Raw genomic sequence first — 12,537 nt, 5'->3', positions numbered from 1 at the left:
GCATATTGGAGGATGCCATGAGACATCTCACTTTTGCTGCTGCAATGACACTCGCCGCGGGCGCAGCGCAGGCCCAGACGCCTGTGCTGACGGTCTATGCGGGGGATTACTTCACATCCGAATGGGGCCCCGGCCCGACGATCGAGACCGAGTTCGAGAAGGTTTGCGATTGCGATCTGCAATTCTCGACCGGCGATCTGATGCCGCGCCTGCTGCTCGAAGGCGAGCGGACCAAGGCGGACGTGGTGATCGGTCTGACGTCCGATGTCACGGCAAAGGCGCGGTCGACCGGGCTTTTCGCGCCGCATGGACAAGACAATTCCGACCTGACCCTGCCCATTGAGTGGACGGATGACGTCTTTCTGCCGTTCAACTACGGGCATACCGCCTTTGTGTTTGATGACACCCGGATGGAGAATCCGCCCGCGACATTCGACGATCTGCTGAACATGTCCGACGACGTGAAGATTGTGATCCAGGATCCACGCACGTCGATTTCCGGTCTCGCGCTGGTGCTGTGGGTCGAGGCCGTCTATGGCGACAAGGCGCAAGAGGCCTGGAGCAAGCTGGCCCCGAAAATCCTGACGGTCACGAAGGACTGGTCGACGTCCTACGGCATGTTCACCGATGGCGAAGCGGACATGGTGCTCAGCTACACCACCTCGCCCGCCTATCACATGTTCGCCGAAGACGATTTCACCAAGCACGCGGCGCTGTTCCCCGAGGGTCACTATTTCATGGTCGAAACCGTGGCCAAGGTGGCGCAAACCGATGTGCCCGAGCTGGCGGACCAGTTCATGTCCTTCGTCATGTCGGACACGTTCCAGACGCAGATTCCGACCGCGAACTGGTCGCTGCCTTCGGCCCTGCCGCAGGAACAATGGCCCGAAGGCTGGGCCGAACTGGACCTGCCCGAGAAGGTGCTGTTTTACGACGAGGCTGAAGCCGCCGCCGTGCAGGAGAAGGCGATCGAGGCATGGCGCAGCGCGCTGACCCAGTAACGCGCAACGCGGGCATCACCGCTGCCGCCGTGACGGTTGCGGTGGTGCTGGCCGCAGGCATCGGAATACTCTCGCGTGCCGAACCGGGCGGCTTTGGCCCCGGCGATCTGGCGGCGATCCGTTTTACCGTGGTGCAGGCGCTGCTTTCGGCTGCCTTTTCCGTGTTGCTTGCGATACCGCTGGCCCGCGCCCTGGCGCGGCGGAGGTTCTTCGGGCACGGGGTGCTGGTGATGCTGTTGGGGGTGCCGTTTATTCTGCCTGTCATCGTTGCGGTGATCGGGCTGCTGGCGGTTTTCGGCCGCAACGGGCTGCTCAACACCGGCCTTGTGGCCCTTGGACTGCCGGAGCTGTCGGTCTATGGGCTGCACGGTGTCGTGTTGGCCCATGTTTTCTTTAACTTGCCGCTGGCCACGCGGCTTCTGTTGCAGGGCTGGCAAGCGGTGCCGGCGGAACGCTTCCGGCTGGTCGCGCAACTGAACCTTAGCCCACGTGCGGTGGCGCGAACACTGGAATGGCCGCTGCTGCGCCAGATCGGGCCCGGAGCCTTCGCCCTGATCTTTGTCATCTGCCTGACCAGTTTCGCCGTGGCGCTGACGCTGGGCGGGGGGCCGCGCGCCACGACCGTTGAACTCGCCATCTATCAGACCTTTCGCTATGACTTTGATCTGACCCGCGCAGCCCTGCTGTCGCTGGTGCAACTGGCCGTCGCGGGAACCGCGGCTCTGGCGGCACTGTGGTTCGTGCCTTCTGTGGGCATCGGCGGCGGTCTCGACCGGGTGCCGATGCGTTGGGATGCCCGCAGCGGGCTGCAACGCTGGTCCGATATCGCGCTGATCCTGCTGGGCGCGGCCTTTCTGCTGGTGCCGCTGGGGGCTGTCGTGCTGCGCGGTCTCTTGGGGGTGCCGCTGATGCCCGCATCGGTCTGGCAGGCGGCGGGCGTGTCGCTGGGTGTCGCGGGTCTGAGCATCGTGGTCCTGTTGCTGCTGGCGCTGCCGATGGCCGGGTGGATCGCCGGGCGCGCGACCGGGGGTGTTGAGGCAATAGGCCTTTTTGGTCTCTCCGCCTCGCCACTGATGATCGGGACGGGATGGTTCATCCTGCTGAATCCGGTGGTAGACCCCGCCGTGCTGGCGTTGCCGGTGACCGCGCTGGTCAATGCGCTGATGGCGTTGCCGTTCGCCCTGCGGATCATGGTGCCCCGCCTGCGGGATACGCTGCGTGAATATGGGCGGCTGGCCACGGCGCTGAAGATGCGGGGATGGTCATTGTGGCGCTGGGTGATTTTGCCGCGTCTACGGCCACAGATCGGCTTTGCGGCCGGGTTGACAGGGGCGTTGTCCATCGGCGACCTCGGCGTGATCGCGCTGTTCGCCGATCCCGACCGCGCGACGCTGCCGTTGCAGATGTACCGGCTGATGGGCGCCTACCAGATGCAGGCCGCCGCTGGCGCGGCGCTGCTGCTGCTGGTCATGGCGCTTGGTATCTTCTGGATATGCGACAGGGGAGGGCGCAGCGGTGTTGCGGATTGAACAGGCCAGAATCACGTTGGGCAGCTTCCAGCTGGACGCGGACATGGCGTTGGAGCAGGGACGGAAATACGCTGTCATCGGGCCGTCAGGTGCGGGAAAATCGACTCTGCTTTCCGCGCTGGGCGGCTTTGTCCCGCTGAGTGCGGGGCGCCTGAGCTGGGACGGGCGGGATATCACGGATGCCGCGCCGGGCGCGCGGCCGATGACGATGTTGTTTCAGGACAACAACCTGTTCCCGCACCTGAGCGTGGCCCAGAACGTCGGGCTGGGCATCAACCCCCACATGCGGCTGACAGAGGCCGATCGCGACAGCGTGGCGTGGGCGCTGGAGCGGGTCGGGTTGGCCGATCAGGCGCAAAGGCGGCCCGGCGCGTTGTCGGGCGGTCAGCAAAGCCGCGCCGCTCTGGCGCGGGTGCTGGTGCAGGCCCGGCCGCTGGTGCTGCTCGATGAGCCATTTGCGGCACTCGGCCCGGCGTTGCGCAACGAGATGCTGGATCTTGTGCAGGACCTGGTGGCCGAAACCGGGGCGGCGCTGATCATGGTGACTCATGCCCCCGACGACGTGCGCCGCATAGCGGACGAGGTGATCTTTGTCGCCGGTGGGGTGGCGCATGCGCCGCAACCGGCGGTGGCGTTGATGGACAACCCGCCGCCGGAACTCAGAGACTACCTGGGCTGAGACAGCTGGAACTGCCCGAAAGCCCGGCCCGTCTGCCTCAAATACCACGGTGACGCCTGAGGTGTCAGGCACCGACCGTCTGGTGGGTCTCAACAATTCCGAGAGCCGCTTGGGCGGCCTCGCGCCCCTTTTCGATGAAATGCTCCCGGTAGATGGCGTTGTGGTGCGCCGTTTCCTGGTACTGATGGGGTGTCAGGGAAACGGACAGCACGGGCACCCCGGTCTCCAGACCCGCTTGCATCAGCCCATCCACGACCGCTGCGGCGACGAAGTCGTGCCGGTAGATGCCGCCGTCCACCACGAATGCGGCACAGGCAATGGCGACATGGTCGCCCCGGCGCGCGAGTTTCTGCGCCAGCAGCGGCAATTCGAACGCACCGGGCACGTCGTAGACGTCGACCTGATCGGAGGGGATGATCTGGGTGAAACCGTCAAGCGCACGATCAACGATGTCGGCATGCCAGCGGGCTTTGATAAAGGCGAAGCGGGCGGAGCCATGATGGCCATGTGTCATTTGTGATCTCCTCTTGGTTCAGACACGTCCACCCAAGGCGATCACGACGGCACAAGGGCCGGACGGCCCCGTTGCTTTCGCATTCTCTTTCATCCGGACTGTGACCGTCGGCTCTGGAGTCTGACCAGATCTGCTGACCCGGCACCACCCGAAGGGGTGTCGGCGCTCGCGGGCTCGGGATTGCTCCCCTACCGCCGGTGGGGAATTCCGCCCCGCCCTGAGAATGCGGTTATGTTGCCAAGCCGCCGGATTGCCTGCAATAGAAATCGTGCCGTTACGAAAGGGAAGGCGATGCATCCGAATCCCGTATTTCACGATGCCGATACAGACCGGAACCTCGCCTTTGCGCGGGACCGCGGGTTCGGGGTGCTGGCCGCCTCTGCGCAGGGGGCACCCATGCTGGCGCATGTGCCCTTCCTGCTGAGCGACGATGGCAGCACGGTTGATCTGCATCTGGTGCGCTCCAACCCGATCGCCCGCGCGCTCGGCGCGCGGCCCGAGGTGACGCTGGCGGTGTCGGGCGGAGATTCCTACGTCTCTCCGGACTGGTATGGCGTATCCGACCAGGTGCCGACGTGGAACTACATCGCGGTGCATCTGACCGGGACGCTGGAAGCCCGCCCTGTGGAGGAGTTGCGCGATCTGCTGGACCGTCATTCGGCGGCCTATGAGGACCGGCTGCTGCCAAAACCGCCCTGGAAAACCGACAAGATGACGCCAGAGGTCATGGACCGGCTGATGCGGATGATCGTGCCGTGCCGGATGCATATCAGGACTGTGGATGGCACCTGGAAGCTGAGTCAGAACAAGACCGACGCGGTACGGTATGCGGCGGCCGACCAGATGGCAGGCTACGGTTTCGGCAGCGATGTCGCGGCGCTTGCGGCGGTGATGCGGGCGGCCCGTCCGAAATAATGCGTGGGCCCTCCACAGGTCATTGCCTGTCGCGGTCGCGCCTGTGATAGTGCCGCAAACCGACAGGAGGCTGCCATGAAACTCGCCTATTCACCGACCTCGCCCTATGTCCGCAAGGTCATGGTTTTGTTGCACGAAACCGGACAGCTGGAAGATGTGGCGCTGGAAACCATCTCCACCACGCCGATCGGCCCGGATACTGCGCTGCTGCCAAAGAACCCTCTGGGCAAGGTGCCGGCGCTGGAGCGGTCCGAGGGACCGGCGTTGTATGACAGCCGGGTCATCTGCGCTTACCTGGATGACCGCGCTGGCGGCGGACTTTACGGGTTGGGTGCGCGGCGCTGGGATACGCTGACGCTGGAGGCAACGGCGGACGGTATGCTGGATGCGGCGTTGCTGATGGTCTACGAGACCCGCCTGCGGCCCGAAAATGCACGTATGCCCGAATGGGTTGACGGGCAGTGGGGCAAGGTCGACCGGGCGCTGACCGCGCTGAACAATCGCTGGATGAGCCATCTGCAAGGGCCATTGGACATGGGCCAGATCGCGGTCGGTTGCGCGCTGGGATATCTGGAATTCCGCCATGATGCGCGGGGCTGGCGCAAGGGCAGGGACGCGCTTTCCAGTTGGTTCGATGCGTTCGATTCGCGTCCCTCGATGCAGGCGACGCGCCCTCCGCAGGCGTAATTTTCGGCAATCGGCGGGATTAATTCACTGCCTGCGACGGTTTGCGCGCCTTTGCCATCTGGACGGACGCGCGCCATGCCGCTAGACAGCGCGATGAAGTCAGGGGGCGCTTGCGCCCCCGGTATGTCCAATGGCCTCTGTGCCAAGAAGTGGAGTAGAGCCGTGTCCAACGCAGAAGATCACGCAGGCACCCGGAGGGATTTCCTGTATTACGCAACCGCCGGCACAGGTGCCGTCGCCGTCGGCGCGGCGGTGTGGCCGCTGGTCAACCAGATGAACCCTTCTGCAGACGTGCTGGCGCTGTCGTCGATCCGCGTTGACGTGAGCGGGCTCGAACCGGGCACGCAGCTGACGGTCAAATGGCTCGGCAAGCCCGTGTTCATCCGGCGCCGGACCGGCGAAGAGATCGAAGAGGCCCGTGCCGTCGATCTGAACGAACTGCCAGATCCGAACGCCGAAAACGCGAATTTGCCCGATGACTCCCCTGCGACGGACGAGAATCGCGCGCTTGCCCCTTTTGACGGCGGCGATGGCGACGCAACCTCGGGCGAATGGCTGGTGATGATGGGCGTCTGCACGCACCTGGGCTGCGTCCCGCTGGGCGACGCCGGTGATTTCGACGGCTGGTTCTGCCCCTGCCACGGCTCGCACTACGACACAGCCGGACGCATCCGCAAAGGGCCCGCACCGCGCAACCTGCCGGTGCCCGTCGCCGAATTCGTGGACGCTTCCACGATCAAACTGGGTTAAGGGAGAACTCGATGTCTGGAATTCCTCACGACCATTACGAGCCGAAGTCCGGCGGAGAAAAGTGGCTTGCACGCCGCCTGCCCGTTGTTGGTCTGCTCTATGACACATTGATGATCCCTACGCCCAAGAACCTGAACTGGATGTGGATCTGGGGCATCGTCCTGACCTTCTGCCTGGCGTTGCAGATCATCACCGGTATCGTGCTGGTCATGCATTACACGCCGCATGTGGATCTGGCGTTCAGCTCGGTCGAGCACATCATGCGGAACGTCAACGGCGGGTATATGCTGCGCTACCTGCACGCGAACGGCGCCTCGCTGTTCTTCGTGGCGGTCTATGCGCATATCTTCCGCGGCCTTTACTACGGTTCCTACAAGGCCCCGCGCGAGATTACCTGGATCATCGGCATGCTGATCTACCTGCTGATGATGGCCACAGGCTTCATGGGCTACGTGCTGCCTTGGGGGCAAATGTCCTTCTGGGGTGCAACCGTGATCACCGGTCTGTTCGGCGCGATCCCCTTTGTGGGCGAGTCGCTGCAGACCTTCCTGCTGGGCGGACCCGCCGTGGACAATGCCACGCTGAACCGCTTCTTCTCGCTGCACTACCTGCTGCCCTTTGTCATCGCGGGCCTCGTGATCGTGCACATCTGGGCCTTCCACACCACCGGCAACAACAACCCCACGGGTGTTGAAGTGCGCCGTGGGTCCAAGGAGGAAGCGCAGAAGGACACGCTGCCGTTCTGGCCCTATTTCGTGATCAAGGACCTGTTCGCGCTGGCGGTAATCCTGGCGGTGTTCTTTGCCATTGTCGGCTTCATGCCGAACTACCTGGGCCACCCCGACAACTACATCGAGGCCAACCCGCTGGCGACGCCTGCGCACATCGTGCCTGAATGGTACTTCCTGCCGTTCTACGCGATCCTGCGTGCCTTTACGTCTGAAGTCTGGGTTGTGCAGATCGCGTCCTTCGTGACCGGCGGCATCATCGACGCCAAGTTCTTTGGTGTGCTGGCGATGTTCGGTGCGATTGCGGTTATGGCGCTGGTGCCTTGGCTGGACACATCCAGCGTCCGGTCCGGTCGCTATCGTCCGATGTTCAAGTGGTGGTTCGCCCTGCTGGTGATCGACTTCTTCGCGCTGATGTGGCTGGGCGCCATGCCGGCGGAAGAACCCTATGCGTCCTTCTCGCTGATCGCATCGGCCTATTGGTTCGCCTATTTCCTGGTGATCCTGCCGCTGCTTGGCGTGATCGAGAAGCCGCAGCCGCAACCGGCGTCCATCGAAGAAGACTTTGACGCCCATTACGCGCCCAAGGCCGGTGGCACCAAGACCATCGTGAAACCGGCAGAATGACGGAGAAGAAAATGATCAAGAAACTGACCCTCTCCGCCCTTGTGGCCCTCGGCTTTGGCACCACCGGTGCCCTGGCCGCCGGTTCGGAAGGCCATGTCGAGAACTTCGACTTTTCCTTCGAAGGACCGTTCGGTGCCTATGACGTGAACCAGTTGCAGCGCGGGCTGAAGATCTACACCGAGATCTGTTCGGCGTGCCACGGTCTGAAGTTCGTTCCGATCCGCACCCTGGCGGACGACGGCGGACCCAGCATGCCCGAGGATCAGGTGCGCGAATACGCCAAGCGTTTCGAAGTCTTCGACGAGGAACTGGACGACTTCCGCCCGGCCACACCGGTGGACCACTTCCCCGGTTCGTCCCTTCCGAATGCACCGGACTTGTCGCTCATGGCGAAGGCACGGGCTGGCTTCCACGGACCGTATGGGCTGGGTATCAACCAGTTCATCAACGGTATCGGCGGGCCGGAATATATCGCATCCTTGCTGACCGGTTACACCGGTGAAGAAAGGGAGCAGGCCGGAACGGTGTTCTACGAGAATACGGCGTTCCCGGGCGGCTGGATCGCCATGGCCCCGCCGCTCTATGGCGACGACGTTGAATTCGACGATGGACACGAAAGCGATCTGCACCACGAGGCGGCGGATGTCGCAGCCTTCCTGATGTGGACAGCAGAGCCCAAGATGATGGCCCGCAAACAGGCCGGTTTCGCCGGTGTGATCTTCCTCACGCTGCTTGCCGTGCTGCTGTATCTCACCAACAAGCGGCTGTGGTCCGCCGTGAAGTACAGGCGCGAAGACTGATCCGGCGCACCCGGCATTGCATGACAAAGCCCTCCCGACCTTGACGGTTGGGAGGGCTTTACTTTTGCGGGGTCGTGGGGTGAGCAATCGCGGGCACAGTCAGGCCGAAAGGGCGCTATCCGTCTTTCCGGTGATCATTGCGGTGACGATGTCACCTACGGTCTGTGGCGTTTCGAAATGCACCTCGGCGAACTGCTCGGTCCGGCCCATCGTCGGGCTTTCCATCAGGATACCGTGGGTTCGGCCCACCTGCTGCTCCAAATGGCGCCCTACCTGTTTTTCACCAGCTGCACGCAGACGGGCCGCACGCTCTTTGATGCTGCGACCGTTTACGGCGGGCATGCGTGCTGCCGGTGTGCCGGGCCGGGCGGAGTAGGGGAAGACATGCAGCCAGGTCAGGTTGCAGTCTTCGACCATGCGCAGGGCGTTGTCGAACATCGCGTCGGTCTCCGTCGGGAAACCGGCGATGATGTCGGCGCCAAAGGTCATGTCGGGGCGCAGGTGCCGCGCCGCGTCGCAGAAGGCGATGGCATCTTCGCGCAGATGCCGCCGTTTCATCCGCTTCAGAATCATGTTGTCGCCATGCTGAAGGCTGAGGTGCAGATGCGGCATCAGTCGCGGCTCCGTGGCGATGGCCTGCATCAGGTTTTCGTCCACTTCGATCGAATCGATCGAGCTGATCCTGAGGCGGGGCAGGTCGGGCACCAGCCGCAGGATGCGCATGACGAGATCGCCCAGGCGCGGCGCGGCGGGCAGGTCGGCCCCCCAAGAGGTCAGGTCGACCCCGGTTAGCACCACCTCGTTGAAACCCTTGTCCACCAGCCGCTTGATCTGATCGACAACGACGCCTGCCGGGACAGAGCGTGAATTGCCGCGACCGTATGGTATGATGCAGAAGGTGCACCGATGGTCGCAGCCGTTCTGCACCTGAACGTAGGCGCGGCTGCGGGTGCCGAACCCGTCGATCAGATGCCCGGCGGTCTCTGTCACGGACATGATGTCGTCGACCTGCAGCGCCTCGGTCTCTCCGATGAAGTCCGCGGCCAGTCCGCGCCAGGTGTCGGGCTGCATCTTTTCGGTGTTGCCGATAACGGCGTCTACCTCGGTCATGCGGGAAAAGGTTTCGGGTTCCGTCTGGGCGGCGCAGCCGGTGACGATCAACCGGGCGTCGGGGTGCGCCTTGCGCAGCTTGCGGATGTCCTGGCGCGCCTTGCGCACCGCTTCTGCGGTGACGGCGCAGGTGTTCACCACCACGGCGTTTCCCAGACCCGCCTGGCCCGCGAGATCCTTCATCGCTTCGACTTCGTAGGCGTTCAACCGGCAGCCGTGGTTGGAAAAGACCGGCGCGTTCATGTGATCTGCTCCAGGAAGGCATGCGTCAGGGTGCCTGAGAAGACGTGAACAGTCGGCCCGGTCATCCAGACGCCATCCTCGCGCCATTCGATGTACAGCGTGCCGCCGTCAAGGTCGATGCGCACGCTGCGCCCGGTCAGACCGCGTCGCGCGGCGGCGACGGCACAGGCGCAGGAGGAAGTGCCGGAGGCCCATGTGACACCGACGCCGCGTTCCCACACGCGCATGCGGATATGATCCGGCCCGACGATCTGCGCCACCTGTACGTTAGTGCGCTGGGGATAGAGTGGATGATGCTCAAAGGCCGGGCCAAAGGTGTCGAGCGCCACAGCGGACACGTCATCTACGAAAAAGGTGCAATGGGGGTTGCCCATGCCAGTCGCGGTCGGCGCGCCCTCAATCGGCAGTTCCAGCGTGTCCATCTTTTCTGCCAGCGGGATCTCGTGCCACAGAAGCTGAGGATGCCCCATGTTGACAGCCGTGATGCCATCGCCCCGGTCTTGGGCCTGCAAGTCGCCCCGTTCCGAGGTCAGATGCAGGGATGTGGCGCCCGTTTCGTCCATCAGGTAGCGCGCGATGCAGCGCGTTGCGTTGCCGCAGGCCGCCGAAAGCGATCCATCGGCATTGTAGAAGGTCAGATGCGCATCGGCATCCCCGTCGGAAATCAGGGCAAGCTGGTCGAACCCGACGCCGAAATGCCTGTCCCCAATGGCTTTGGCCATGGCGGGTGTGACGGAAATCGCCTGTGCCCGTGCGTCTACGACGACAAAGTCGTTGCCCAGCCCGTGCATTTTCATGAAGGGCAATCCAGCTGTTCTGATGGTGCTCATTTCGCGCATATAACGCCGCACGCCGGACGAATCCAGCGGGCACCTGAAGAATCGTAGTTTAAGGGCTTGACCCCCCTGCCACACCTTTCTAGATACGCGACCTAGTGGGCCGTTAGCTCAGTTGGTAGAGCAACTGACTTTTAATCAGTGGGTCGCAGGTTCGAATCCTGCACGGCTCACCACTGCAACCGGTTTAATTGAAACGAGCGTCTTATCCCACGCCGTCTGGTCGGCTGGGTGTTTCGCCCTTTCGACTGCACCGATTGCTTTGATCCCATATGTCCCTTTCGTCTGCGCGCATGTTAGGACGGGGAATGTTTTTGCATCCGACATTGCAAATATTGACGAAACGGAGGGGCGGATGACAGGCGCGGCCCTGCTCTACGTGCTGGTGATCCTGATGGGGCCCGCAGTGGGGTCCTTTCTGGGGGTGGTGGTGGACCGTCTGCCGCGGGCAGGTAATACGGTGCGGCAGCCGTCGGCCTGTCGAAGCTGTGGCACCCCGCTTGCCCGCCGACAGATGGTGCCGATCCTGTCCTATCTGCTTTCGAAGGGGCGCTGCGCGACCTGTGGCGGGGCGATACCGCCCTGGACCCTTTATCTCGAATTGATCTGTCTCGGTGCAGGTGTACTGGCCGTGCTCAAGGGCGGAACTGGAACCCAGGTTATTCTGTCTGCCGCCCTTCTTTGGATACTGGCGGGGCTGGCGACCGCTGATCTGCTGTGGCTGCGGCTCTTTGATCCGCTCACAGCGGCGCTGGCCTTGGTCACATACGCGATGGCGGTGTCCGAGGGCGGTGCGGGATTGCTGCAAGCAACGCTGGGCAGTGTGCTGGGCGCGGGCGCTTTTGCTATGCTGCGCTGGCTCTACTGGCTGTGGCGCGGACGCGAAGGGCTGGGGCTGGGCGACGTGAAGCTGATGGTGGGGCTGGGCGCTTTTGCCGGACCTTATGACCTCCCGTTGCTGGTGTTGCTGGCCGCGCTGTCGGCTTTGGTCGTTGTGCTGGGCCAACGCGTGCTGACCCCGACCGCGCATGTCCCGGATCGACCCCTGCCGTTCGGCACAGCTCTGTGCGCTTCGGCGGCGGTTCTATGGGTGATCGGACCGCAACTGGCGCCGATGGGTTGGTGAACTGACTTCAAGGCGGCAAGCGCCATGGTCATCTTGCCTGCAATGATTCTTCGCCCCAGGCACATTGCTGTGCCCTCCTATATCCAGCTCGGGCGCCATGGGGTTGCGTTTGATCGACCTGTTGATTGACAGCCGAGGCTTGCCGCCGGATTCAGGCACAGCGGTGTCAGCGGCCAGATCCAGATGCGCGGGGTGCAGGTGGAACGCGCCTCGCGGAACGGCTATGCCGCGTTTCCGGTGAACTGAGCCAGGGTCACGCCCGCCGCCTCCAGCTGCGACCGGACGGCAGTTGCGATCTGGACCGCCTCGGCTGTGTCGCCGTGCAGGCAGATGGTGTCGATCCGCGTGGGGATCTGCCTGCCGCTTTCGGTGATGATCGCCCCGGCGCGGACCATGTCGACCATGCGCGCGCCCGCCCGCGCGGCGTCATGGATGACCGCGCCGGGCAGCGAACGGTCTACCAGGGTGGCATCGTCGTTATAGGCCCGGTCCGCAAAGATCTCTCCGGCCCATCTGCATCCCAGGTCCTCCACCGCGCGCTGCTGTGCCGTCGCGGCAAGCACCATGACAATCAGCTCGGGTGCCACGCTCAACGCGGCTTCGTAGAGGTCACGGGCAAGGGTCTGGTCCTCGGACGCCATGTTGGCCAACGCGCCGTGCAGCTTGAGATGCCGCACCGTCGCGCCCTGGCTGCGGGCCATGCCGACACTGGCCGCGACCTGGTATCGCACCTGATTCTGCAGAGTGGCGCGCGGCACCGATATTCGGTTGCGGCCAAAACCGGCGATGTCCATGAAGCCGGGGTGCGCACCGATGCCCACGCCCTTCGCATCCGCGATGCGCATGGTCGCGGCCATTACGTCGGGGTCTCCGGCGTGGCCGCCACAGGCGATATTGGCCGAAGTTACGATGTCCAGCAGGGCGGCGTCATCGCCCATCTTCCAGGCGCCAAAGCTCTCGCCCATGTCGGCGTTCAGATCGACGGATGGCAT

13 protein-coding genes, 1 tRNA gene and 1 riboswitch are annotated in these 12,537 nt (G+C 63.7%); of the genes, 10 read left to right on the top strand and 4 right to left on the bottom strand.

The window, feature by feature from the left end:
- Positions 1 to 17: 17 nt before the first annotated feature.
- The 3 genes from FIU94_RS04260 to FIU94_RS04250 are packed head-to-tail and all read left to right on the top strand — an operon-like array spanning position 18 to position 3,209.
- The gene (locus FIU94_RS04260) at positions 18 to 1,001 is read left to right on the top strand and encodes a thiamine ABC transporter substrate binding subunit (RefSeq protein WP_152464593.1); all 984 of its coding nucleotides are present in this window, start codon (positions 18 to 20) and stop codon (positions 999 to 1,001) included.
- Complete coding sequence (locus FIU94_RS04255; RefSeq protein WP_152464592.1) at positions 977 to 2,530, top strand: thiamine/thiamine pyrophosphate ABC transporter permease ThiP; 1,554 nt, start codon at positions 977 to 979, stop codon at positions 2,528 to 2,530. The genes FIU94_RS04260 and FIU94_RS04255 overlap by 25 nt, the downstream gene beginning before the upstream one ends.
- Complete coding sequence (locus tag FIU94_RS04250) at positions 2,517 to 3,209, top strand: ATP-binding cassette domain-containing protein (protein WP_152464591.1); 693 nt, start codon at positions 2,517 to 2,519, stop codon at positions 3,207 to 3,209. The genes FIU94_RS04255 and FIU94_RS04250 overlap by 14 nt, the downstream gene beginning before the upstream one ends.
- A 64-nt stretch (positions 3,210 to 3,273) precedes the next feature.
- Here FIU94_RS04250 and FIU94_RS04245 read toward each other — a convergent pair whose 3' ends face one another.
- Positions 3,274 to 3,723, bottom strand: a complete 450-nt coding sequence (locus FIU94_RS04245) for a 6,7-dimethyl-8-ribityllumazine synthase (protein WP_152464590.1) — start codon at positions 3,721 to 3,723, stop codon at positions 3,274 to 3,276.
- Between the two features lie 77 nt (positions 3,724 to 3,800).
- A riboswitch (FMN riboswitch) is annotated at positions 3,801 to 3,952 on the bottom strand.
- A 62-nt stretch (positions 3,953 to 4,014) separates the two neighbouring features.
- Here FIU94_RS04245 and FIU94_RS04240 point away from each other — a divergent pair.
- From FIU94_RS04240 to FIU94_RS04220, 5 genes are all read left to right on the top strand, one after another.
- Positions 4,015 to 4,638, top strand: a complete 624-nt coding sequence (locus FIU94_RS04240; protein ID WP_152464589.1) for an FMN-binding negative transcriptional regulator — start codon at positions 4,015 to 4,017, stop codon at positions 4,636 to 4,638.
- 75 nt (positions 4,639 to 4,713) lie between these two features.
- Positions 4,714 to 5,325, top strand: a complete 612-nt coding sequence (locus tag FIU94_RS04235) for a glutathione S-transferase (protein WP_152464588.1) — start codon at positions 4,714 to 4,716, stop codon at positions 5,323 to 5,325.
- Positions 5,326 to 5,487: 162 nt separating this feature from the next.
- The gene (petA, locus tag FIU94_RS04230) at positions 5,488 to 6,075 is read left to right on the top strand and encodes a ubiquinol-cytochrome c reductase iron-sulfur subunit (RefSeq protein WP_152464587.1); all 588 of its coding nucleotides are present in this window, start codon (positions 5,488 to 5,490) and stop codon (positions 6,073 to 6,075) included.
- Between the two features lie 11 nt (positions 6,076 to 6,086).
- Entirely contained in the window at positions 6,087 to 7,430 is a 1,344-nt protein-coding gene (gene petB, locus FIU94_RS04225) for a cytochrome b (protein ID WP_152464586.1), read from the top strand.
- An 11-nt stretch (positions 7,431 to 7,441) separates the two neighbouring features.
- Entirely contained in the window at positions 7,442 to 8,230 is a 789-nt protein-coding gene (locus FIU94_RS04220) for a cytochrome c1 (RefSeq protein ID WP_152464585.1), read from the top strand.
- A gap of 99 nt (positions 8,231 to 8,329) precedes the next feature.
- On the opposite strand, the gene mtaB is transcribed toward FIU94_RS04220, so the two are convergent.
- Positions 8,330 to 9,583, bottom strand: a complete 1,254-nt coding sequence (mtaB, locus tag FIU94_RS04215) for a tRNA (N(6)-L-threonylcarbamoyladenosine(37)-C(2))-methylthiotransferase MtaB (protein ID WP_152464584.1) — start codon at positions 9,581 to 9,583, stop codon at positions 8,330 to 8,332.
- The gene (dapF, locus tag FIU94_RS04210) at positions 9,580 to 10,413 is read right to left on the bottom strand and encodes a diaminopimelate epimerase (protein ID WP_152464583.1); all 834 of its coding nucleotides are present in this window, start codon (positions 10,411 to 10,413) and stop codon (positions 9,580 to 9,582) included. Before dapF ends, mtaB begins: the two co-directional genes overlap by 4 nt.
- Before the next feature lie 106 nt (positions 10,414 to 10,519).
- Here dapF and FIU94_RS04205 point away from each other — a divergent pair.
- Positions 10,520 to 10,595: transfer RNA gene (locus FIU94_RS04205), tRNA-Lys, on the top strand.
- 179 nt (positions 10,596 to 10,774) lie between these two features.
- Positions 10,775 to 11,545, top strand: a complete 771-nt coding sequence (locus FIU94_RS04200; protein ID WP_152464582.1) for an A24 family peptidase — start codon at positions 10,775 to 10,777, stop codon at positions 11,543 to 11,545.
- Between the two features lie 221 nt (positions 11,546 to 11,766).
- Here the strand turns inward: FIU94_RS04200 and pxpA are convergent, their stop codons facing one another.
- Positions 11,767 to 12,537: a LamB/YcsF family protein gene (pxpA, locus tag FIU94_RS04195; protein WP_152464581.1), complete on the bottom strand. Its 771-nt coding sequence runs from the start codon at positions 12,535 to 12,537 to the stop codon at positions 11,767 to 11,769.

The organism is Sulfitobacter sp. THAF37, from assembly GCF_009363555.1.
Classification (GTDB): Bacteria; Pseudomonadota; Alphaproteobacteria; order Rhodobacterales; family Rhodobacteraceae; genus Sulfitobacter.
The sequence above is the reverse complement of the archived record's forward strand: the minus strand, read 5'-3'. Positions and strand labels throughout refer to the sequence as shown.

Coding starts and splice junctions, on each gene's coding strand:
- FIU94_RS04200 (WP_152464582.1), top strand. CDS start 10,775: ATGACAGGCGCGGCCCTGCTCTACGTGCTGGTGATCCTGATGGGGCCC.
- FIU94_RS04255 (WP_152464592.1), top strand. CDS start 977: ATGGCGCAGCGCGCTGACCCAGTAACGCGCAACGCGGGCATCACCGCT.
- FIU94_RS04220 (WP_152464585.1), top strand. CDS start 7,442: ATGATCAAGAAACTGACCCTCTCCGCCCTTGTGGCCCTCGGCTTTGGC.
- FIU94_RS04245 (WP_152464590.1), bottom strand. CDS start 3,723: ATGACACATGGCCATCATGGCTCCGCCCGCTTCGCCTTTATCAAAGCC.
- FIU94_RS04235 (WP_152464588.1), top strand. CDS start 4,714: ATGAAACTCGCCTATTCACCGACCTCGCCCTATGTCCGCAAGGTCATG.
- petB (WP_152464586.1), top strand. CDS start 6,087: ATGTCTGGAATTCCTCACGACCATTACGAGCCGAAGTCCGGCGGAGAA.
- dapF (WP_152464583.1), bottom strand. CDS start 10,413: ATGAGCACCATCAGAACAGCTGGATTGCCCTTCATGAAAATGCACGGG.
- FIU94_RS04240 (WP_152464589.1), top strand. CDS start 4,015: ATGCATCCGAATCCCGTATTTCACGATGCCGATACAGACCGGAACCTC.
- pxpA (WP_152464581.1), bottom strand. CDS start 12,537: ATGCCATCCGTCGATCTGAACGCCGACATGGGCGAGAGCTTTGGCGCC.
- mtaB (WP_152464584.1), bottom strand. CDS start 9,583: ATGAACGCGCCGGTCTTTTCCAACCACGGCTGCCGGTTGAACGCCTAC.
- FIU94_RS04260 (WP_152464593.1), top strand. CDS start 18: ATGAGACATCTCACTTTTGCTGCTGCAATGACACTCGCCGCGGGCGCA.